The organism is Haloferula sp. BvORR071, assembly GCF_000739615.1.
Taxonomy (GTDB): domain Bacteria; phylum Verrucomicrobiota; class Verrucomicrobiia; order Verrucomicrobiales; family Akkermansiaceae; genus Haloferula.
Map to the genome: position 1 here is coordinate 237367 of NZ_BATP01000003.1, position 23086 is coordinate 260452.

Annotated in this window: 15 protein-coding genes; 11 read left to right on the forward strand and 4 right to left on the reverse strand. The window is 62.3% G+C overall.

Translation table 11 applies throughout. The annotated features are described in order from the left end of the window. Window positions 1–172: 172 nt before the first annotated feature. From BV071_RS01910 to BV071_RS01935, 6 genes are all read left to right on the forward strand, one after another. A complete protein-coding gene (locus tag BV071_RS01910; RefSeq protein WP_035601314.1) occupies window positions 173–1207 on the forward strand; it encodes a rod shape-determining protein in 1035 nt (344 codons plus the stop codon). A gap of 15 nt (window positions 1208–1222) precedes the next feature. After that, window positions 1223–2038 carry a rod shape-determining protein MreC gene (gene mreC / locus BV071_RS01915; RefSeq protein ID WP_035601315.1) on the forward strand — a complete coding sequence of 272 codons (816 nt, stop codon included), beginning with the start codon at window positions 1223–1225 and terminating at the stop codon, window positions 2036–2038. Window positions 2039–2067: 29 nt separating this feature from the next. After that, a complete protein-coding gene (locus BV071_RS01920; RefSeq protein ID WP_265593953.1) occupies window positions 2068–2637 on the forward strand; it encodes a hypothetical protein in 570 nt (189 codons plus the stop codon). Beyond that, window positions 2634–4940, forward strand: coding sequence for a penicillin-binding transpeptidase domain-containing protein (locus tag BV071_RS01925; RefSeq protein WP_035601320.1), 2307 nt, complete (start codon window positions 2634–2636; stop codon window positions 4938–4940). Before BV071_RS01920 ends, BV071_RS01925 begins: the two co-directional genes overlap by 4 nt. 42 nt (window positions 4941–4982) lie before the next feature. Beyond that, entirely contained in the window at window positions 4983–6572 is a 1590-nt protein-coding gene (locus BV071_RS01930) for an Rne/Rng family ribonuclease (RefSeq protein ID WP_035601322.1), read from the forward strand. A gap of 164 nt (window positions 6573–6736) precedes the next feature. Continuing rightward, entirely contained in the window at window positions 6737–7534 is a 798-nt protein-coding gene (locus tag BV071_RS01935; RefSeq protein ID WP_035601324.1) for a hypothetical protein, read from the forward strand. A 12-nt stretch (window positions 7535–7546) separates the two neighbouring features. Here the strand turns inward: BV071_RS01935 and BV071_RS01940 are convergent, their stop codons facing one another. Then, window positions 7547–8833 carry a dihydroorotase gene (locus tag BV071_RS01940; RefSeq protein ID WP_052572759.1) on the reverse strand — a complete coding sequence of 429 codons (1287 nt, stop codon included), beginning with the start codon at window positions 8831–8833 and terminating at the stop codon, window positions 7547–7549. An 89-nt stretch (window positions 8834–8922) separates the two neighbouring features. Here BV071_RS01940 and BV071_RS01945 point away from each other — a divergent pair, with 89 nt between their 5' ends. After that, window positions 8923–9360, forward strand: a complete 438-nt coding sequence (locus tag BV071_RS01945) for a VOC family protein (RefSeq protein WP_035601327.1) — start codon at window positions 8923–8925, stop codon at window positions 9358–9360. A gap of 5 nt (window positions 9361–9365) precedes the next feature. Here BV071_RS01945 and BV071_RS01950 read toward each other — a convergent pair whose 3' ends face one another. Next, complete coding sequence (locus BV071_RS01950) at window positions 9366–9830, reverse strand: hypothetical protein (RefSeq protein WP_265593954.1); 465 nt, start codon at window positions 9828–9830, stop codon at window positions 9366–9368. Window positions 9831–9897: 67 nt separating this feature from the next. After that, window positions 9898–11085 carry a hypothetical protein gene (locus BV071_RS01955; RefSeq protein ID WP_265593955.1) on the reverse strand — a complete coding sequence of 396 codons (1188 nt, stop codon included), beginning with the start codon at window positions 11083–11085 and terminating at the stop codon, window positions 9898–9900. A gap of 262 nt (window positions 11086–11347) precedes the next feature. Between BV071_RS01955 and BV071_RS01960 the strand changes: the two genes are divergently transcribed. From BV071_RS01960 to BV071_RS01975, 4 genes are all read left to right on the forward strand, one after another. Further along, window positions 11348–12307: an endonuclease/exonuclease/phosphatase family protein gene (locus tag BV071_RS01960; RefSeq protein ID WP_265593956.1), complete on the forward strand. Its 960-nt coding sequence runs from the start codon at window positions 11348–11350 to the stop codon at window positions 12305–12307. 158 nt (window positions 12308–12465) lie between these two features. Next, window positions 12466–17628, forward strand: coding sequence for a DUF1800 family protein (locus tag BV071_RS32335; RefSeq protein WP_052572761.1), 5163 nt, complete (start codon window positions 12466–12468; stop codon window positions 17626–17628). A 20-nt stretch (window positions 17629–17648) separates the two neighbouring features. Continuing rightward, window positions 17649–19145 (forward strand): DUF1501 domain-containing protein, encoded by a 1497-nt coding sequence (locus tag BV071_RS01970; RefSeq protein ID WP_052572762.1) that lies wholly within the window; start codon window positions 17649–17651, stop codon window positions 19143–19145. An 11-nt stretch (window positions 19146–19156) separates the two neighbouring features. Then, complete coding sequence (locus BV071_RS01975; RefSeq protein WP_265593957.1) at window positions 19157–19678, forward strand: hypothetical protein; 522 nt, start codon at window positions 19157–19159, stop codon at window positions 19676–19678. A 49-nt stretch (window positions 19679–19727) separates the two neighbouring features. Here the strand turns inward: BV071_RS01975 and BV071_RS01980 are convergent, their stop codons facing one another. Then, window positions 19728–22712, reverse strand: a complete 2985-nt coding sequence (locus BV071_RS01980) for an Ig-like domain-containing protein (protein WP_265593958.1) — start codon at window positions 22710–22712, stop codon at window positions 19728–19730. Window positions 22713–23086 lie beyond the last annotated feature (374 nt).

Genomic DNA, 23086 nt, shown 5'->3' on the forward strand with positions numbered 1-23086 from the left:
TTCACGAAACGGGGATTGCCCTTGACCCGACAGGGCCTGAATCGCCATAGTTCGACGGCTACCGGAATATTCGGTTTGCTTAAGTATTTCAGCTCCCTGGCGAACGGTGGACGGGCCGCGCCGGGGTAGTTAAACCCGTCGAGTCGCCTTTTCCAAATCTTTCACCATCAGAATGTTTGCTCGATTATTCGGCAGCTGGTTTTCCAACGACATCGGCATCGACCTCGGCACCGCCAACACGCTCGTAAACGTCAAAGACCAAGGCATCGTCCTTCGCGAACCCTCCGTGGTCGCGGTGAAGGCTGGTACCAATGAAGTCTTGGCGGTCGGAGACGATGCGAAGCGCATGCTCGGACGGACCCCCGGTAATATCGTCGCCATTCGCCCCCTCAAAGATGGGGTGATCGCTGACTTCGAGGTGACCGAAGCGATGCTCCGGCACTTCATCCGCAAGGCCAATAACAACCGCCGCCGCAACAATCCGCGGGTGGTCATCGCGGTCCCTTCCGGCATCACCGAGGTGGAGCGCCGCGCCGTGAGCGAATCCGCTGAGCAGGCGGGTGCCCGCGAAGTCCACATCGTGGAGGAGCCGATGGCTGCCGCGATTGGCGTCGGCCTGCCGGTCATGGACGCCTCCGGCAACATGATCGTCGATATCGGTGGCGGCACCACGGAGGTGGCACTGATCTCTCTTGGTGGCATCGTCTTCGCCCGCTCCGTCCGCACCGCGGGCGATGAACTGGATGAGGCGATCGTGTCCTACATGAAGCGGGCCTACAATCTGATGATTGGTGAGCGCACCGCGGAGGACATCAAGATCCGCCTTGGCTCGGCCGCACCGCTGTCGAAGGAAATCACCATGGACGTCAAAGGCCGCGACCTCGTCGCCGGCCTGCCCAAAACCATCACCATCACTTCGCAGGAGATCCGCGAGGCCATGTCCGACCCGCTTTCCACGATTGTGGACGCGGTCCGCACCACACTTGAGCGCTGCCCGCCGGAACTTGCAGCGGACCTCGTGGACCGGGGTATCGTGCTGGCCGGTGGCGGAGCCCTGCTCCGCGGCTTGGACCGTCTGCTCCGGGAGGAAACCGGCCTGCCTGTCCACGTCGCCGAGGATCCCCTCAGCGCAGTGGCAGAAGGAACCGGCAAGATGCTTCAGGAGATCGAGGTGCTGAAGCGGGTGACCACCTCATCCCACTACTGACCCGGAGCCCTCGCCATGAGGCCGCTCAATCTCGTAGCCTTCCTGTTGTTTCTCTGGGGTGCCGTCTGGGCACTCACCCGGAGCGAACGCTCCGTGCGTGAGATCCAGCGCACCTACTACTCTTGGCTCTCCCCCTTCTTGACCAACGGGTCCAAGATGGAGACGAAGGCCCGGTCCTTCTTGGAGGAAGTAGATCGCTCGGAGAAGCTGCAGGCGGAGCTTGATGTCCTGCGCACCGAGTTTGAGCGTCTCAAGCAAGTCGAGGCCCATGCTGCGGAAGTGGAGGCCGAAAACGTCGGCATGCGGCGCGCCCTCAATTTCCAGAAGCGCCTCAACTTCAAGGCCACACCGGTCCAGATCATCCGCCGTCAACCTACCACCTGGTGGCAGACCGTGGATATCGACCGCGGTTCACTTTCCCCCGGCGAGCCGATCAAGGATCACCAGCCGGTCGTCGCTGACCGTGGCTTGGTCGGCAAGGTGGATCGGGTGGACAAATTTTCTTCATCGGTGGTCCTGCTCACCGACGAAGCTTGTCAGGTTTCCGTGCAGGTCGAAGGGACGCCCGAAGTGGGCATCCTCAGCGGCCAGCGTGGGCAATACGAGCGAGAGCCCCTGCTCCGTCTCCGTTTCCTTTCCGCGAAGGCCCGCATCAGCGTGGGCACGCGTATCTTTACCACCGGCCTCGGCGGGCTCTTCCCGCCGAATATCCTCGTGGGCACCATCGAGTCGGTCCAACCCGGCCCGATTGATACCGAAGCTTTGGTCCGACCCTCGGTCGACTTCACGGATCTGAGCACGGTGTTTCTCCTTCCTACCGTGAATCAGTAGTGATCCGCTATACGCTCAGCCTTTTGATCATGATCCTGCTTGCCCTCGTGGTGCAGCAGTTCATTCCTGCGCTGACCGGGCTCTACAATTCCCGCCTGCTGCTGCTGACCTTGGTCTTCCTGTGCGCTTCGGTCACAGTCGGCCCTCCGGTCATGCTCATGCTGGCCTTCGTCTGCGGTTTCCTGTGGGATGCCCAGAATGCCCTCGGCCCGCCCGGCGGGGATTTGATGGGCGTCTACAAGTTCCCCGCGGAAACCTTGCGCTTCGGCTATTCGATCGTCCTCTATGGCCTGATCGGCTACCTCATGCAGGGCATTCAGCCGCTGTTTCGCGAGGGCAAGTGGCAGGTTTCCACCTTTCTGGTGGGGGTCTCCATCTTCGTTTATCTGATTTCCGAGTATCTACTCATCAATTTCGTCCGCGGGGACTTCCGTTTCCCGCTGCCGACCCTCTACCAGATCGTCTTCACCTCGGCGTTCACCATGCTCTTCTCGCCGTTGGTGTTCTGGGTGCAGTTCCACATCGCGGAACGCTGCGGTTACGAGATCCGCTTCGAGGGCCTTAAACACAAGAAGAAGCCCCGTCGCACTCTCATATGAACTTGGAACCACGTTATCGTCTCCGGGTTTACCTGCTCACCGCCCTCGTGCTTGCCGGTTTCGGCGTTTTGCTGAGCCGCCTCTATGAGTTCCAGATCACCAAGCGCGAGTACTTCAAGGAGAAGGCCCCCGGCCCCCGCCTGATCCGCATCCGCGAGCCCGGTATCCGCGGCATCATCAAGGACCGCAACGGGGTGGAACTCGCCCGCAACCGCCGCAACTATGAGATCTCCTTCAATCTGCAGGAGATCCTCGATTCCTACCGGCAGCAGCAACGCGCCGAAAAGGCAGCCGCGAAGGCCGCCAACTCGAAGGATCCCATCGAGGAGTTCCCCACCACGGAGACCCCCTATTGGGACCAAGGCATGATGCGGATCCGCAAGGAATCCGACATCCTCGCGATCGTCCGGAAGCAGGTCATCAAGCCTCTTGAGGAGTTCGGACTGGCCAAGGACTTCAACTTCAAGTCGCTGGTCTACCACTACAAGACCCACGGTGGCCTGGTTCCCTTCAGCTACACCACGGACCTCACCTATGAGGAGTTCGCCAGCTATGCCGAGCACTCACTGGATCTTCCCGGTGTCTATCTGAACGTCAAACCGCAGCGGGAATATCCCTACAAGGCCTTGGCCTGCCATACCTTGGGCTTCCTGCGCCAGTGGGGCAAAGGCGACATCCCGGAGGAGGCCTACGAGCGCTTCCAATACCAATATGTCGGCGACGACAAAGGCGTTGCGGGGATTGAGGCGACCCTCGATGACATGCTTCGCGGCGTCACTGCGGAGAACCCGGAAGGGGCTGAAGGCTACAAGGTCATCGTCAAGGACGAGAAGGGCAAGATCGTCGGGGAGAAGCTCTACGATCGCCGCCCGCCAGGGCTTGGCGCGGAGGTCACCCTGACCATCGACGCCGAGATCCAGTATCTACTCTCCAACGCCCTGCGTCGCGCTGGCACCGCCTCCGGCGTGGTCATGGACGTTCGCACCGGGGAGATCCTCGCGATGGCTTCGGTGCCGGACTACGACCCGAATGACTTCGTGCCGAGTATCACCCCGGAGAAGCAAAAGGAATACGAAGAGAACAAGTTGCACCCCTTGGTGGACCGCGCGATCAGCGCATTTTCGCCAGGCTCGACTTTCAAGATTCCCACCGCCTTGACCGGGGCGATGTATGGCTTGTCCACCCGCAACTACAATTGCAGTGGCTACGTGACCTTCGGCAACATGAAGGTGGGCTGCTGGATTGCCCAGAAAGGTGGCGCTCACGGCAACCAGAGCTTGCCGGAAGCGATCCAGCATTCCTGCAACGCCTACTTCATGCAGTTGGCGACGAGCGGCCTCGGGGTGAAAAAGATGACCGATGGTTTCCGCATGCTTGGACTCGGCGAAAAGACCGGCATCCCCCTCCCCGGCGAATATCCCGGCATGGTGATCGGTAGCCGCGAATGGCAGCGCAAGTATCCGAACGAGCGCCCCACCCCGGTCAACATGGGCTTCCTGTCCATCGGCCAAGGGCAGGCCCTGGCCACCCCCTTGCAGCTTTGCGCCGTTACCGCCTGTGTGGCGAATGGCGGCAAATACTACCATCCCCGGCTGGTGAAGACCGCCATTGCCCAAGACGACCTCAAGACGGTCCTCATCAAGGACGAACCTCGCTTGAAGGTCGACTTGATCAAGGAGGGCGTGAAGAAGTCCGACTTCGACCTGATCCGCAAGGGTATGCTGATGGCGACCCAGACAACCGGCACCGCCACCAAGGTGGCCATCCCTGGCTATGAGATCGGCGCCAAGACCGGTACCGCCCAAGCCGAGATCGTCATGGTCAACGGCAAGCCTTACCAGCGCCACAATGCTTGGACCATCGCCTTCGGCCCCTTTGAAAATCCCCGCTACGCGATCTGCATCTTCGTCCATGAAGGCAAGCACGGCGGCACCGTTGCAGGCCCTCTCGTGCACCTCGTGATGCAGGGGCTTCTTTCGCGTGACGAGGGCATGAAGCTGCCCCTCCATCCTCTCTCTCCAGTCCCCGGCAAGCTCGAAGCGATCGAGGAGATCCCGCTGCCGAAGGACGTCCTCGACGCCATCGACGTCACCGTGGACGACGGTGAAACCGGCAACGAAGCCTCCGATGCTGCGGCTGCCACCGGGATTACTCCTGGCAATCCCGACAATGATCACCCTGCGGTGAAGCTCAATCCTACCGTCCGCGTCGAAGCGGATGCGGAAGGAAAGGTCAAAAACCGTTCTCAACCCGGCAAGAGCAAGAACAACCCGCCCTCGCCACGCAACAAGCAACAACGCTGAAGCACACCCATCCCTTTTCCAATCCTCCTGTCTTACAAATCCATGATCCAGAAAATCAAACGCTTCCTTGGTATCGGGCGACCGAACCCCAAGGAAGGCAACACCGTCATCGTCAACGTAGAGCGTCTTGAACGCCGCGTGGCCCTCCTCGATAACGGGATCCTCGAAGAATACACCGTCGAGCGTGAAGGCGAACAGAACATTGTCGGCGGCATCTTCAAAGGCCGTGTGAAGAACATCGAGCCGGGCCTGAAGGCCATGTTCGTCGACATCGGCCTCGACAAAAACGCCTTCCTGCACTTCTGGGATGCCATCCCCGCCGCCCTCGACGCCGGCCTCGAAGAGATCGAGCGCGCGAGCAGCCACAAGAAAAAGCAGCAGCAGAAGATCACTTCGAAGGACATCCCGAGCATCTACCCGATCGGTTCGGAGATCATGATCCAGGTCTCCAAGGGCCCGATTGGCACCAAGGGCCCGCGTGTCACCACCAATATCTCATTGGCCGGCCGCTACCTCGTGCTGATGCCCTTCACCGAGCAGTTCGGTATCTCTCGCAAGATCGAGGACCCGAAGGAGCGCCTGCGCCTGCGCAAGATCATGCAGAAGCTCAGCGTGCCGGAAGGCATGGGCATCATCATGCGGACTGTCGCCCACGGCACCCGCGCCCGTCACTTCGTGCGCGACCTCGCCATGCTCATGGAGCAGTGGAACAGCGTGGAAGACAAGCGCGACTCCGGTCCAGCGCCGCTCTGCGTTTTCCAAGAGCCCGGCCTGATCGAGCGTACTGCCCGCGACTTCCTCACCGATGAAGTGGACCAAGTCCTCTGCGACGACGCTCACACGACCGAACTGATCCGGGAAATCGCCGGCAAGGTCTCCCGCCGTGCCAAGCGCCGCATCCATCACTTGGCCACCTCGCAGCCGATCTTCGAAGCGGTCAGCATCCAGAAGCAGATCGACGAAGCTTTCTCCCGCCAGGTGTGGCTGCCCTGCGGCGGTTACATCGTGATCGATGAAACCGAGGCCCTCATCTCGGTGGACGTCAACACCGGCCGCAATCGCGGCTCGAAGGACGTCGACAAGATGATCTTCGAGACCAACGTCGAGGCCGCCGTGGAGGTCGCCCGCCAACTCCGCCTCCGCAACATCGGCGGCCTGGTGGTGGTCGACTTCATCGACATGCGCCACCGCAAGGACCAGCAGACGGTCTACAAGGCGATGAAGGACCGCCTGAAGAAGGACAAGGCCAAGACCCAAGTACTACAGATCTCGTCGATCGGCCTGATGGAGATGACCCGCCAGCGGCTCAACGAATCGCTGCGGGACACCATGTTCGAGCCCTGCCCCTACTGCCAGGGCCGCGGCCGCGTGAAAACGCCGATGACCATGAGCGTCGAGATCCAGCGCCGCATCGTCACCGTCATCAACAAGCACCGCGACCAAGCGGGCGACCTCGTCATCATCGTCAATCCCGACGTGCTCACCCGCTTCAAGACCGAGGACGGCAAGCACCTTGTCGAGCTTGAGCGCCAGCACTCCGGCCGCCTGATCTTCCGCTCGGACCCATCGCTCCACCGCGAGCGCTTCATGATCGTCGACTCCTCCACGGAGAAGACAATCGACCAAGGCTGAAGCCGGACTTCGATTCAACCAGTTATCACGGATGCCGCCCTTCGGGGCGGCATTTCTGTTTTAAACCATTCACGCGATCTTCACGGAAATATCGAAACTTCGATCTGTCAGGACGCGGATAAGGTAGGTATCTCCCGCGCGGTTACGCGCTCACTCCTCCATCCATGAAGTCCCCCCTTATTCTGCTGATCCTCGCTCTCCCCGCCGCCGCCATTGAAACCCGCTGGACCGCCACCGGCAGTGTGACCAGCGTCACCGGCGCGGGCTTGGCCGCTGAAGTCGGCACACCGGTAAGCGTGAAGTTCTCCTACGATTCGGGTGCCACCAAAAACGTAATCAACAATAACTTCATCCAAGTCCTGACCGCCTACTACGGCCCGGTTCAGCTTAAGATGGAAGTCGCCATCGGCGACAGCAAATGGACCGTCGACTTGCCGACCTCTCCGACCGACGTTTTCCGGACGGATGCCCGGCCGAACGCCACGGATCTCTTCTGGATTGCCGGCAGCACCACCAACGGTGCCACCTTTCCCTCATTCCCCTACGCGGGCACCCCGGCGAGTCGCAGTGTCTACGTCGAGTTGAGCGACAATCACCGGCCGAGCAAACTCCTCGTCGCGGACACCTTCCCGGATGACAGCTGCGACGCGAGTTCCATCAGCTCCGGCTTGGGGAAAATCACTGCGGATGGGGCCGTGATCAACTTCAGCATCGACCCGGTCTCGGTGATCGTAGAGACCGGCACGCCCGTCCGGGTCACCCTTGAGAAAATCGCCAACGGGGTCCGCGTGCGCTGGCCGACCGAGGCGGGAGTGCTCTACCTGCTCAACGAATCCGACGACTGCCAGGACTGGCAGTTCAGCAACAGCTACACCGGTGACGGGCAGGACCAGGTTGTCGAATTCCCCGACGCCTTCACCGATCACCCGGCGCGGCGCTTCTATCAGGTGGTGCGGGATTGATCGCTCCGCTCTTCAGCGCTCGAGCAGCACCTCGCTGCCCAGCACCACCAGATCCACACTGCCCTTCAGGGTCTTGTCCAGGAAGGGCGTGTTCCGGCTCTTCGACTTCATGAACTCCGTCGTGAAAGTGGTGCTGCCCTCGGGATTGAAGAGGATGAAGTCGGCCGGCTTGCCCTCGGCCACCGGCACCGGCTCCAGGCCCATCATCCGCCGCGGTTCCGCGGAGTAGCGCTTCACCAGAATATCCCAGGTAAGCTCACCGCGAGCGATGAAGCGGTCATACATCGAGACCAGTGCCGTATCCATCCCAGTGATCCCGTTCGGCGCGCTGGTGAAATCCTGTGCCTTCTCAAAGGGCGTGTGCGGAGCGTGATCCGTCGCCAGCAGGTCGAAGACCCCGGCCTTGAATGCTTCCAGTAGCGCCGCGTTGTCCTCCGCCGTGCGCAGCGGCGGGTTCATCTTGTAGTGCGTGTCGTAGTCGCCGATGTCCTCGTCGCGGAACATCAGGTGATGCGGCGCGACCTCGCAGGTCACCTTCACATCGCCGCGATCCTTCCACCACTTGATCGTCTCCATCCCCAGCTTGCTCGACACATGCTGGATGTGGATGTGCGCGCCGGTCGCATGTGCCAGGCGGATATCGCGGTCGATCATGATCTCCTCGGCACAAGCCGGGCTGCCCTTGATCCCGAGACGGTAGGACATCGCGCCTTCGTTCAATGCGCGTGGTCCGGCCAACTCGTGAATTTCGCAGTGGCTCGCGAAGAACATTCCGAACTCGCTGGCATATTGCATCGCCCGGTAGAGCACCGCCGCATCGCCCACGCCATCGCCGTCATCGGTCAGCATCTTCACGCCTAGCGCCCGCATGCCGTCGATCGCCGCAAGTTCCTTTCCTTCCCGGCCTTTGGTGATGCAGCCCGAAGTGTAAACCGGAATCCGGGAAACCGCCTTCGCCTTGTCCAAGACCACCTTCACCACCGTCGCCGAATCGATCGCCGGAGAGGTATTCGGCATCATCACCACCCCGGTGATCCCGCCATTGATCGCCGCCTCGGTGCCGCTGGCGATGTCCTCCTTCGCCTCGAAGCCCGGCTCACGGAAGTGCACGTGCGCGTCAAACATCGCCGGCATCAGCAGCCGGCCCTTGCCCTCGATCACCTTCGCGCCTTCCGGCACCGGCAGCCCCGGCGCCACCGCCGTGATGATCCCCTTCTCCACCCGCACATCCGCCTCGCGGAATTGGGGCGAATCTTCGGAAACCACTCGGACTTGGCGGATCAGCAGCGCGTCGGACATGGCCGTTTCATGACATCCCGCCCCCGGCCCGTCCAGTGCCACGAAACAGGATCGACGGCCCCCGCCCCCGGCTCCACTTTCCACACCCCATGGAGCCACGCATTACCCTGCTCACCCTCGGCGTCCGCGACCTCGACCGAGCCGTGGCCTTTTACCGCAACGGCCTCGGCTGGCCGACCTCCTACAAGCCTGGCGATGGGGTCGCCTTCTTCTCCACCGCCGGGACCCGCCTCGCTCTCTACGGGCTGGAGCCGCTGTGCGAGGACATCTCCCCCGACACCCGCCCCGCCAAGGGCGGCTTCGGCGGCATCACCATCGCCCACAACGTGCGGACCAAGGAAGAGGTTGCAGCCGTGCTGACAGAGGCCGAGCGTGCCGGCGGCCAGATCGTGAAGCCCGCGCAGGACGCCTTCTGGGGAGGCCACAGCGGCTATTTCACGGATCCGGATGGCCACCACTGGGAGGTGGCGTGGAATCCAATGATGCCCCTCGATGATGCGGGCTTCATGACCATGCCCGATGCCTGATTCGCTCAGCTGGCTCCTCCCGAATTGTTATTCGCTGCCCGGCGCCATAGCAGCACCGTCAGCCAGAAGCCAAAGACCACCACCCGGAAGTCCTCGAAACTTCCCTCGATCGTCGCCCGCCGGGTAAAGGCGTGCACCGGCAGGATCCGGCAATTCACGCCCGCGCCATGCAGATCCATCGCGCGACTGAAGGCCGAGCCCGCTTCCAGCACCGCCGGTCCCGTAGGCCCGCTCAACTCGAAGCGCCGTCGGAAAGCACTCGTCTTTTGTGCGACCGCCACCTGACGGCCGTCTTCCAGCAAGTTCCACTCACCACTCAGCCAGCCACCCTTGCGGACCTCGCACGGGACCCCATCGGCCGCCAGGCGGCCCTGTTCACCCCAGCCGCCGATCACGATCTCACCCGAGTGTCCATCACCTTGGAGATAATATCCCCAAGAGCAAATCCCGCGTGGCCTGCATTCGATCATCGTCTCGCGTGTTAGGCTGCCACGCGGCTCGCGCCCCTGCCATTCCAATGCTGGGGCTACTTTTCACTCACTGGTCTAGCTTGGCCGTCCAATTCGCGGCTGCCTCCGGATCGGTCTGTTCCAAGGTCTTTACCAGTCCGCGGATCGCCGCCTTCGTGACCGGGGTGGAGGGAGCCTTCTCCAGCCAGGCAATGGTCTCCTCGGGACTTTCCATGGACCAGCGCTCGAACTGGGACGAAACCTTATCCTCCGGCCAGCTCTTGCCCAAGGCTTCCAGGTAGCCATCCAAACCGCGATCCGCCAAGGTGGCGCTCGCGGCGGATTTGCTGAAGTTCACAAATTGGTCAAAGTCCATCCACGGCTCGCTACCCACCTTCGCCCACACCTCCGCCGCCCTGTCGTAGGGCAATTGCTTCAAGGCCCACTGCATCCTCTGCCACGAGTAGGCTGCCGCAGCGTTCGAATTTTCGTCATCCGGCAATGCGGCTAACCAAGCCGCCCCGCCCGCCAGTTCCGTGCTCCCGGAGAAGATGTGCGCGGAGAAGGCATAACCCACGCACTCGGCATAGCCATCGGGACCAAGCTTGGCCGCATTCGCCGCGATCCATTGCGAGGCGCCAGCCGGGTCCGTCTTGAGCCATCCGTCCACAATCCCGATGCGCCCACTGCAGCGGTCCGCCTCCGCGGAATTTTCATCCATCCACTTGAGGGCTGCGTCAGGATCCACCTTCCCCCAGCCGAAGGCCAGCGAGCGGACATCAGCACGCGGGATGACGCCGTTCTTGTGCTGTGTCTTGAGGAAGTCCATGGCCCCGATGGGATCCACCATCCCCCAACGCATCGCGAAGTTCTTGTATTCGTCGAAGGCACGGCCCTCCCCGTCGAGCTCCGCGAACATCTTGTGGATCGCGGGTGCGTCTTCCGGCCGCGCGAGTTCCAGCAGCAGGCCGAAGTTCCGGGCGCGCCGTGCATTGTCGTTATCCTTCAGTGCCGTCCGGCAGGCCTCCACGAGCTTCTTGTTGGGCTGGCCGTCGGAGCTTCTGGAAACCAGTTCACTGTAGGTTGCCAGCAAGCGGGCCGTGGCCGGATCCGCTACATGCGCCGCCCCGGAAGCTTCGCGCCCGCCACTTCGCGTGTTGCTGCGAGAGTTGTTTTTCTCCTCCTTGCCGACCCGCTTTGCCTCAGCTCCCACCGGATGGGATGAAGACCGCCACGCCACGACCCAGCCGCTGCAAGCAAGGACGGCAAGGACCACAACCAAGGAACCTGGATAATTACGAGCGGGCATTATGATATCTCGTCTAGATAAACCCAACTCCAGTCAACGGCTCGTCGCGTCAGGCGGAACGAATTCACGGGGATTTCATGAAAAGGAAACGCGCCCCCATTTGCGGTTCAACCGCTCGGGGGAGGTCACCCTGCATCGCTGTGTCCCGTCCCACTCATGACACCAAACAAGTTCCCGGCGACTCCACCTCGGCCATTGACCCGCCCCCGCGCAACACAAAGATCTCCCCGTGGCTCACCGCCTTCCCCCATCCCTAAAGCGCCTCGCCGCTGCGCTTCCTTGGGTCCTCCTGGCTCTCTCCACCCTCGCCACCATGGGTGCGCCACTCGGGATCTATTCCAGCCACATTGAGCGTCTCACCCACTTCCGCCTCTGGTGGCTGCTGCTGTTAGTAGTTCTCGCCATCCACTTCACCCGCCGTCGTCGCATCGCCATCGTACTGCTCACACTCGCCATCGCAGCATGGTCCGCCTGGCCGCTCTTGCCCTACTGGTCCAGCCATCGTCATGCCGAAGATTCCACGCCACCACTCCGGGTGATCGCATGGAATCTTCTCTGGGAGAATCCGCACAAGGCAGAGGCACTCGCTTGGCTCCAATTCCAGGATGCCGACCTCATCCTCCTCACCGAGTGCACCCTCGAATGGCAGCGCGCCTTGGCCCCTCTCCAGGATCGCTATCCTCACCGCATCCACAGCGGCCGCGATGGGGCCGAAGGCATGTGGCTGCTCAGCCGATTCCCTTTGGACCCTCCCGACCCCGAGGGCATCGCCGCAAACAAACCGTGGATCTCCACCATCGTCCACAGCACGGCCGGACCGATTCGCGTTCTCGGCATGCACCCCCGCACCCCGCGCTCGGGCGCACGCTTCGACGAGCGCAATGCCCAGTATGACCGCGCCGCGGCCGTCGCCTCGGCGGCAGATATCCCCGTGCTGCTCATGGGCGACCTTAACTGCACGCCTTTCTCCCCTTGGTTCGCGCGCTTGTTGCAGCGCGGCAATCTCTCGGACACCGCCTGGGGCTTTGGCCTCACCGGTACATGGCAGGGCCAAGGCGTCAGACTGCCGATCGACCATATCTTGGTGAACAATCGTTTTCATGTGATCGAGCGTCACGTGGAGCTGGATTTTCACGGCTCCGATCACCGTCCGGTCACCGCCATTCTGAGTATTCAATCGGCACCTTGAAGCAATCAAGCAGCTCCGATTTTCCGGGATAGGTGAAAAAGCTCTCGCCACCGGAAGCCCGATCTGGCATGCAATGCCGCGTTCTTCCTCGTTCCGATGCCTGAGAGTTCCTCACTCAGGCATACTCCCCGCGGATCGGTCTCGCCAACCAGCCGCCAATGAAACGCACGCTCTGTCTCGCCGCGTCCTGCCTTAGCCTCCTCGTATCTGCACGCGCCGATCTCGACCTCGATACCAATGGTCTCGGAGATGTCTGGGAGGCCAAATACAAGCCCGCCGTCCTCACGCCTGGTGCTGATGACGACCATGATGGCCGGACCAATCTCGAGGAGTGCGAAGCGGGAACCGATCCCTTTTCCGCCGAAGATATCTTTGCAGTTAAAGAGATCCACGCCGCAGGTGCCAACCTGGTCCTGAGTTGGCCGTCGCAGGCTGGCAAGCGCTACCAACTCCAGATCACCTCCACTCCCGGCACCCCGGCAAGCTGGCAGCCGATTCCCGGAATTTACTCCGGCACAGGGACGACTTTGGAGGTGAGCACTCCGCTGCCAACCGCCAGCGGGGCCTTCTATCGCGTAATCGCCGCGGACGTGGATACCGACAATGACGGCCTCACCGACTGGGAAGAAATCGCAGCCGGCTTTGATCCTCTCGTCGATCACCAGACCTCCTGCGGTTGCGGTGAGGACTGCAATTGTGCGGACTGCCATTGCGGCGGCACCGAACTGGAACGCCTGACCGCAGGACTCCAGTCCACCCCCATCGTCTCCATCGGCGTCGAGGATGAAGATGCGACAGAGCCGCCCACTAATCCCACCGGGATCGTCCTCGCGGATAATGCGAGCTTCAAGATCAAGCGCCGCGCTGGCATTGGCCGCGTAGTGGTGAATCTCTCCACCGCTGGCACCGCCAGCGCCGGCGACTACCAGGCAATCCCATCGACCTTGGTGATCCCGATGGGAACCAGGGAGCTGCTCGTCAGCGTCAATCCCTTGGCTGACTCGCTCGCGGAGTCGGATGAATCGGTGACCATGAGCGTCGGCTCCGGGCCCACCTACACCCTTGGCAGCACCACGAGTGCCTCGGTGCTAATCCATGATCGGGTGCAGGCCAATGGCACCGGCCTCGCCGCTCTTTTCTGGAAGCATCCGGAGAATATCGCCGAGCGGCCTTACTTGCCGCCAGCCCCCACGACCGTTCCGCCAACGGCTCCCGAAGCGGCCCCGACCATTTCGCGCGTCGATGCGACGGTGAACTACAACAACACCGTCGCCGCTTGGCCCGGGCCACCCATCACCAGTGGCACCACTTCGAACTATTTCTCCAGCCGCTGGACCGGTGAGATCGCGCCGGAATTCTCGCAGGCCTACACCATCTACTTCAATGCGAACGAGAGCTCGCGGGTGATGCTGAATGGCCAGGTGCTCTGGAACCGCTGGCCCGCCAAGCCCGTCCCTGCAAATGCCTTTGCACTTTGGGATGAGTGGCCGAATCGCGTCGCGAATGCCCAGGGCGAAATTTCGGCCGTCGTGTCACTTGAGGCCGGCAAGCGCTATCCGATCGTCATTGAGCACTACCAGAACACCGGTGGCCACGTTGCCATCTTGTCCTGGGCCTCGCAGAGCCAGCCCAAGCAGCCGATCCCGACGACGCGGATGTTTCCGAATACTGCGCCGCGCATCCTCGGTCCCTACGAGGCCCTTGCCTTCGTCGGTGATCCCGTCGGCTTTCAATATCAGATCAACGCCAGCGGGAGCCCAACTTCCTACGCGGCCAGCAATCTTCCGGCCGAGCTCACACTTGGTTCGAATGGTTTGATCAGCGGCACACTCACGACACCCGGCACATGGCACATCCTGCTCACCGCGACGAATGCCTATGGTTCCGGCTCCGCTTTCCTCGATCTAACCGTTCTCGGCACCAGCGGCGGTATTACCCGCGAGCTCTGGACCGGCGTGAGCGGCAACTCCGTCTCGCAGATCCCACTGGCCACCTCTCCCACGGGAACTTCTACCGTCCTCACCTCCCTCCAGGCTCCGTCGAATGCCGGTGATAATTACGGAGTCCGCATCCGCGGCTTCATCACCGCGCCGCTCGCCGGTGACTACAAGTTCTACCTGCGTGCCGACGAAGCCGCCGAGTTCTACCTCTCCGATGACGAGGAGCCGGTGAATGCGTGGAAGCGCGCCGAGTTGACCACGCCCGTGACCGCCGCGGATTGGAGTGGTGCTGCACCGTCTCCGCTGCTGCGCCTCGAAGCGGGCAAGCGCTACTACGTGGAGCTCCGCCACAAGGAAGGCACGGGCGATGACCACCTTGCTCTTGGCTGGGTGCGTCCCGACCAAGCGGAAGGCAGCACGCCCACCATCATTCCCGGTCACCTGCTGACCAAATATGAGGATGTTGCCTTGGGCACCTCCAATGACGGCACGCTCTACTTCACCTCCCTCACGCCGCAGCCCGGTGCCGTGACCAATGCCTATGGGTCCTGTCTGCTGAGGCTTTCCACGGACAAGAAGACCGCTTGGGTCACTCCGAACTACACCGGCCTAGGCTCCGACTTCTTCGCCATGCATGTGCACGACACGCGCTTGCCCTCTACTTCGAACATTGTCTTCGACCTGGACGAGCCCGGCGTGGAGATTCTGGCGGATGGCACCCGCGTCTGGCACATCGTCGATGTTGCCTCGCTCACCGCCGAACAGATCGCCGACGGACTTTCCCAATACGCCTACCTGAACGTCCACAGCGTGATGTATCAGAACGGCGAGATCAAAGGGTTCTTCAAGCCCCTCAATGGCTCCTCGTCCTTCACGGCACCACCTGCGCCGCCGGATTGGACCACCGAATCGGCGGCTGCCAATACCTCGGCGAGTGGCGCCGCACGCATGCTCCAGCAAGCGACCTTCGGCGCATCCAGCGCTGACATCACCGCACTGCAGGGCGCCGCATCCTTCGATGCGTGGATCAATGCCGAGTTCGCCAAGCCCGCGACCAAGCACCTGCCCTACGTCGAGCAGTTGCGCGTGGCGAACGATCCGATCACTCGCGATCTCGTCGGCGACTACACCTTCAATTCCTGGTGGAAGAACTCGATCACGGCGGACGACCAGCTCCGCCAGCGGGTGGCCTTTGCGCTGAGCGAGATCATGGTGGTTTCTGAAAATGGCCCGCTCGATGACCGTGCGGATGCCCTTTCCGATTACTACGATACGCTACTGGAAAACGCCTTCGGCAATGCCCGCAGCCTGCTCGAAGCAGTGACCCTCCATCCCGCGATGGGCCGCTATCTCGACATGCTCCGCAACGACAAGCCGAGCCTAACAGCCGGACGCATCCCGAATGAGAATTACGCCCGTGAAATCCTCCAGCTCTTCTCGCTCGGACTCTACCGGGTGCACCCCGACGGCTCACTGATCTTGAACTCGAAGGGCGTGCCGATCCCCACCTATGGCCAGGACGACATCATCGGCATGGCCCACGTTTTCACCGGCTGGGACTACAACTACGCGGGTGCCTATCGCACCGGCTTCGGGGCTGGCGCGAATTGGGTTGATCCCATGCGCGAAGTGCCCAGCCGTCACTTCACCGGCAGGAAGCGCATCCTGAATAATGTGGTCCTGCCCGGTCTTACCACTGCCGGCGGTGCCCCGCTTGATCCCAATGCATCCCCGAGCGCGGCGGCTCAAGCGGATCCGGCCTTCCAGGGATTGCCTGCGCAGGAACTCGCCGCAGTGCATGACCAGATCTTCAACCATCCGAACTTCGGCCCCTTCCTCTGCCGCCAGTTGATCCAGCGCCTTGTGACCTCCACCCCGAGCCGCGGCTACATCTACCGTGTGGTGAGCAAGTTCAATGACAATGGCTCCGGCGTCCGTGGGGACATGAAGACGGTGATCAAGGCGATCCTGCTCGACTACGAGGCCCGCTCCGCCATCGCTGCCGGCGCCACCGGCTATGGCAAGCAGCGCGAGCCGGTGATCCGCGTGACCCAGTTCGCCCGCGCCTTCCGCCCGGCCACCAGCCTGACCGGCACCTATAGCCAGGACGGTGGCGTCATCACCGTGAATACCAGCCCGGTGCTGCATGGAATGGCGAGCGGCCAGACCCTGGATCTCGCCTTCTCCGGTCCCTCCGCTTTGAGCACCGATGGTAGTTATAGCCTGAGTGGCACTTTCGCTCCCACGGCTACTGCCTTCAGCGTCCGCGCCAAGGACGTGTACCGCAGCACTTGGGCCCAGTCGGGCAATGTGATCACGGTCACCACGCCAGCGGCTCATCCCTTCACGGTCGGCGAGCCGGTTTACATCCGCTTCCGCACCGGCGGGGCCGGAGTTTTGGTGAACGGCGTCTACCCGGTGGCCACGGTTCCGAACACCACCCACTTCACCATTACCGCGGCCGATTCCGCCACCCGCTCGGGCGATCACGACACAGCATGGCTGAGTGGCACCTTCACCCAGACCTACACCGCCGCCACCGATCCGGCGACCACCACGCTCACCGCCTACTTCACCACGCAGCCGGCACTCGCCGTAGACGACAAGGTGCAGATCCAATTCACCCCGGAAACCCCGGGTGATCCCGTGCCTCCTGCTGGCACCTACACCGTGACCTCGGTGCCCAATGCCCAGCCGCCGCGGGTAACCCTCAAGCCTGACAGCGGAACCCAGTCGATCCTGGATGGCGTCGTCGGCACCTTTCACGCCGCTCCCCTCGCCCCGGTCCTGAGTCGCGGCGGTACGGCTGCCGACATCGCCACGACCGGCTTCGCGAACTGGGGGGTGAATGGCACGGATACCGATCTCGGCCAAACCCCGCTGCGCGCCAGTACCGTCTTCAACTTCTACGAGCCCGACTACCAGTTCCCCGGCACCCTCGCCGCCAACGGCCTGATCACCCCGGAGTTCCAGATCAGCTCGGACACCAACGTGCTGCGCCAGGCGAACTTCATGTTCGGCGGCATCTATTCCAGCGGCACCGACGTGAACACCGGCAGCAGCAGCGGATTCAATACATTCCGCAGAGGCGAGGGCGACATTGCCATGCACTTCGGCACCTGGATCGGGCTGCGCACCGCCACTCCCGGGGACTACTGGACCAACGACGGCAACCTCCGCCCGCTGATCCAAGAGTTCTCCAAGATCCTGATGGCCGGCCAAATGAGCCAGACAATGGAGGACCAGATTTACGGCTTCGTCTCGAACACGTCGAACATCGCCTACACCGCTGCCACTCCCACCGACGCTCAACGCCGCGAACGCGTCCGTGGCATCCTTCACCTCATCGCCGTGTCCCCCGAGCTCGCGATCCAACGCTGAACTCAAATCACCCTCACGTCATGTCCACCATCGATCAGGACCGCGCGAAATACCTCCGCACCCGCCGCTCATTCCTCACGGATTTTGGGAAGGCCGCCATCGGACTGGGAGTCACTAGCACCTTGCGGGACTTCCGCCTCATCAATGCCGCGCTCGCCCAAGGTAATGGCCCCTTTGCCTTCCCCGACTACAAGGCGCTGATCTGCGTCTTCATGTCCGGCGGCAACGACAGCAACAACCTGATCGTCCCGCGCAATCCGGAAGCGCATGCGAACTATGCCTCAATCCGCCAGAACCTGACCATCCCGCTCGCCAATCTGCTGCCCATCAGCCCGATGAACAGCGATGGCAATGACTACGGTTTCCATCCCTCCTGCCAAGGTCTCGCGAACATGTTCGATGCCGGCAAGGCGGCGGTGATGTTCAACGTCGGCCCCCTGCTCTTCCCGACCACCCGCATCCAGTATCAGAAGAAGACCATCGCCCTGCCGCCACAGCTCTTCTCCCACTCCGACCAAGTCACCCACTGGCAAACCTCGCTACCCGATCAACCGCCGCGCAATGGCTGGGGTGGCCGTATCGCCGATTACCTGCACCCGATGCAGGACCAGTTGCTCAACGATCCGGCGGAGCGTGCCAAGATCGCCCTCTGCACCAGCATCGCTGGTGCGAATACCTTCGAGGTCGGCGCGACGATCCAGCAATACCACGTCTCCACCAGCGGCGCGGTGACCATGGCCGGTACCGGTGGTGCGGCGGGTTCATCCACCAAGAACCGCGAGAATACGATCCGCGCGATCGCCCAGAATCCGCAGCACAATCTCCAGGCCGGAGCCTTCGGCACGATCATCGACGACGCGATGGCCACGGGCGCATTGCTCAACAGTGCGATCGCACCCACGGCGGCCGCCAACTACTTTACCACCGCCTTCCCGGCTGGCAGTTTCGGCGACCAGATGAAGATGGTCGCCCGCATCATCGCCGCCCGCGATACGCTCAAGATCAAGCGCCAGATCTTCTTCGTCACCTTCGGCAGCTACGACACCCACACCTCGCAGGTCGGTGTGAATGACGACCCGCTGACCGGCACTCACGCGGGACTGCTCTCGCAACTCAGCCGCGGCATCGAGGCCCTGAGTGCCGCGATGAACCAACTCGGCGGAGCCGCCTTGCAGAACAGCGTGGTCGGCTTCACTGCTTCCGACTTCGGCCGCACCTTCCCGACCAATGGCCAGGGCAGTGACCACGGCTGGGGCAGCCACCACATCCTCTTCGGCGGCAATGGCAATCCGACTAGCGGCGCCCTCCGCGGCAAGCGCACCTACGGCACCTTCCCGGTCCTCCAGGTCAATGGTCCGGACGACACCAGCACCGGCCGCTGGATTCCGACCACCAGTGTGGACGAATACAGCGCCACGCTTGCGAAGTGGTTTGGCGTCGACTCCGCGCACCTGCCGGTGGTCTTCCCGAACCTCGGACGCTTTGCGAATCCGGACCTCGGCTTCATGAACACCTGAGTGTGCGGCGCTTGAAAATCATCGCTGCCACCCTGCTGATCGTCTTCGCCCTGGTCCTTGCCGTCTGGCAGCCATGGGCTGAAAAGGCCCGGTTTGTCCCCGAAAAGACCCGGTCGGAGCCCCCTTTTTCCTCCCCTCCAGAGGACCGCGTTCCGGATCCCCTACCCTCATCCACCGGTCCGCGACCCGCCGCCGAAACTCCACCAGCAAGCGAACTCCTGCTCTCAACGGAGGACCGCCAAAAGGTCCAAGCCGCGATCGACAACCTCGGCTTCACACTCCGCGACTACGGCACCGCTCTCAAGGGTAACCCGGTGGGCACCAACGCCGAGATCACGGCGGCTCTCTTGGGCGACAATGCCAAGCAGGTGAAGCTCGAAATCCCCGCAGGCTCCACCTTGAACGACAAGGGCGAGCTATGCGATCCTTGGGGCACACCTTGGTTCTTCCACCAGCTCAGTGCCTATAAGACTGAGATCCACTCCGCCGGTCCGGACCGGAAGATGTATACGGAGGATGACTTCGTCAGGTGAGTTCAAAAGCTTGGCGGAGCGGGTCGACCGCTCCGCCGTCTTTCCAAACTCAGGGCGTGCGGAGACGGTAGAAGCCTTGCTGCGATCCGGCCGGGATCGTCATCTCCACGGTGGTGGTGCCGTCAGCTTCGATCATGACCTCGCCTTGATCCAGCCAGTCGTGGAGATTGAACGAACTCTCGAGATGGAAGATGCCGCCGGCCGCGCCGCTGGCGTGCAGGAGTAAACCGTTCGGACGCACGGGATCCGCTTGAAGGCTGAGGACCGGCAAGTCCATCGGTCCGCCGCTGACCGAACGTGCCGTGAGCGAGCGCGTAGCAGTCGCGGCCGGATTCACCACGTTGATCGTGATGATGCCCGCAGCAGAATCCACGCTGCCGTCATTCGCCACGAAGCTGAGGGTGACCGTGCCGACAAAGCCCTTCTTCGGCTTGTAGGTGAAGTTCGGAATCTTGCCTGCCAGCTTGCCGACGGCTGGTTTGGCGAGCAGGCGATAGGTCAGCGAATCGGAATCGGCATCCGTGCCACCGAGCATCACCGCAACCGGCTTGTTGATGTCCGACGTGATCACCCGCGATATCGCCACCGGAGCGCGGTTATTCGGATTCACGACCGAGATCGAGGCCGTGGCTGGCAGCGAACGAATGATGCCATCAGTCACAACATACTGGAAGCTGTCCTTGCCCTTGAAGCCGGCCTTGGGGGTGTAATTCGAACCCATCCCAATGCCGGATAGAGTCCCGTTCTTGGGCTGAGTCACCACGATGAACTGGAGCGAATCGCCATCGGCGTCCGTGCCTTCCAAGGGGACGGCACCGGCGGAATTCATGTTCACCACCACGGATTTGGAGACGGCGGTCGGCCGGGCATTGGTATTCTTCACCACCACTGTCACGGTCGCTGGCGCGGAATCCGAGACACCGTCGGAAGTGACAAACTGGAAGGTATCTGTGCCCGCAAACTTGGCTTTGGGCTTGTAGACGACGTTGGGAGCGGTGCCAGTAAGTGTCCCGTTTGCGGGACCGTTGGTTACCCGGTAAGCAAGGGGCGCCGACTCCGGGTCCCAGCCGACCATCTGGATGCTGATCGGTTTGCCCTTCATGACGGCGACCTTCTTGGATTGGGCCTGTGGCTTGATATTCGCCGCTGCCAACACGTTGATGCTAACGGTGGCGGATGCGGAATTCAGCGAGCCATCGTTCGCGCGGAAGCTGAAGCTATCGCCGCCCGTGTAGCCGGTGGCAGGCGTGTAAATCAGACTGGCACCGCTGCCGGAGAGCGTGCCATGGGCCGGGTTGCTGACCACGGAGTAGGTCAATGCGTCGCCATCCACATCGCCGCCCGCAAGCGTGATGGGAAGAGCTGTGTTGCCCTGAATCGAGTAGGAGGCGGCCGCCGCTACCGGCGCGTCATTGACTGGCGTGACGGTGATCGAGACCGTGGCAGTCGTCGAAAAGAGCGAGCCATCGCTAACGCGGAAAGTGAAACTGTCAGTGCCGTTGAAGTTCGCTTGGGGAGTATAGGTGCGATTCGCACCGCTGCCCGAGAGGGTGCCCTTCGTTGGATTCGCAATCACCGAGTAGCTCAAGCTGGCGCCCTCCGGGTCACTGCCGCTGAGCACGATCGCCTTGGCGGTGTCCTCGGCGGTGCTCACCGATTGGGCTAGAGCGGTCGGGACTGCGTTGGCCTGGGTCACCGTGATGCTGACGGTGGCAACTCCTGAATCGACGGTTCCGTCGTTCACCTTGAAGGTGAAGCTATCGCTGCCGATATAGCCGCTGGTGGGAGTATAAGTCCGGCTGGCACCGCTGCCGGAGAGTGTGCCGTTCGCGGGATTGGAGAGGATCGTATAGGTCAACGGGTTGCCATCCACATCGGTGGCGGAGAGCGTGACCGGCACGGTATTGTTCACGCTGGTGCTCACGGACTGTGCGTTGGCCACGGGAGCATCGTTCACCGGGGTGATATTGATGCTGACGGTGGCGTTGGCGGAATTGGTGCTGCCGTCATTCACCCGGAAGACGAAGCTATCGCTGCCGTTGGCATTGGCCGAAGGCGTGTAAATGACGTTCGGCAGGGTACCGCTCAGGCTGCCCTTCCCCGGGGCAGTGACCACGTTGTAGGTGAGCGCGCTGCCTTCCACATCGCTGCCGCTCACGCTGATCGGCAGCGGCGTATCCTCCAGTGTGGATACGGATTGCGCGTTGGCCACGGGCGCATCGTTCACCGGGGTGATATTAATGCTGACCGTCGCGGTCCCCGATTCGGCGCCGCCATTGCCTACCTTGAAGGTGAAGCTATCGCTGCCGTTGAGATTGGGACCGGGAATAAAAGTCAGGTTCGGCGGCGTGCCGCTCAGACTGCCTTTGGCGGGTGCGCTCAGGAGCGTGTAGGTCAGAGTGCCGCCGTCTGGATCGGAAGCGGAAAGATTCACCGCCACGTTGGCATCCTCATTGGTGGTGACAGAGGTGGAATTCGCGATTGGCGTGTCCGCCACCGGAGTGATCGAGATACTGACCGAAACCGTGGCCGAGGTGGCAATGCCGTCGCTCACCTGGTAACTGAAGCTATCGCTGCCGTTGGCATTGGCGCTCGGGCGATAGGTCAGATTCGGCGCGGTGCCGATCAAGGTGCCCTTGCCGGGATTGCTGACGATCCTGTAGCTCAGGGAATCCGCATCGGCGTCGCTGCCACTCAAGGTCGCGGCAACGTCCGTATCCTCCGAGGTATTCAGGGTCAGCGCGTCGGCGACCGGGGCGGTATTCGGGCTGCCAGGCGTGACAACGCTCAGCTCCGAGGACAACGGGCTGGTTTGGCCGGTGGTATTGTAGGCCACCAGGGCGAAGTAATAGGTCGTCCCGCCATTCAGGCCGGTGGCGGTGGCGCTGAGGTTTTTCCCCGCATCAACGGTGTAGGGATAGGCTCCGCTGGTGGTGCCGTAGCGCAGGCGGTAGCCCGCGATGTTCGTCTCGGGATTGGCGTTCCAAGCGAAGGTGACGGATTCATTGGCGGCGGCGAGAAGCCCCGCCGTCATGGCAAAGAGGGCGGCGGCGCTAGCGGCTGATTGTCTGAGTGTTTTGGCGGCGACCAAAAGGTTCATCTGCGTTTGGCTGGTGTGCGGTTTCACTTGTTGCGGCTCCCTCTCGGGACCGCAGGGGGCAGGCGAAACGCAACTCGTGGCGCGACGGCACGTGGGGTCCGGCAGGCCACTCCGGGAGAAACGGAGCGCTGAGTTGGCGATCTCTGGAAAGGGCAGCTCGGAAGCGGCCCCCGGGTGCCGAACGCAGCTTCCCAGACCCCCTCGCCCGCCCCTGAGAAAGGGCGAACCCGGCCCGAACGCCGGTGCTGGTCTGGTAATTCTGCGGATCGACGCCGGGGCTTTTCATGGAACTCTTCCGACCGGTCAAA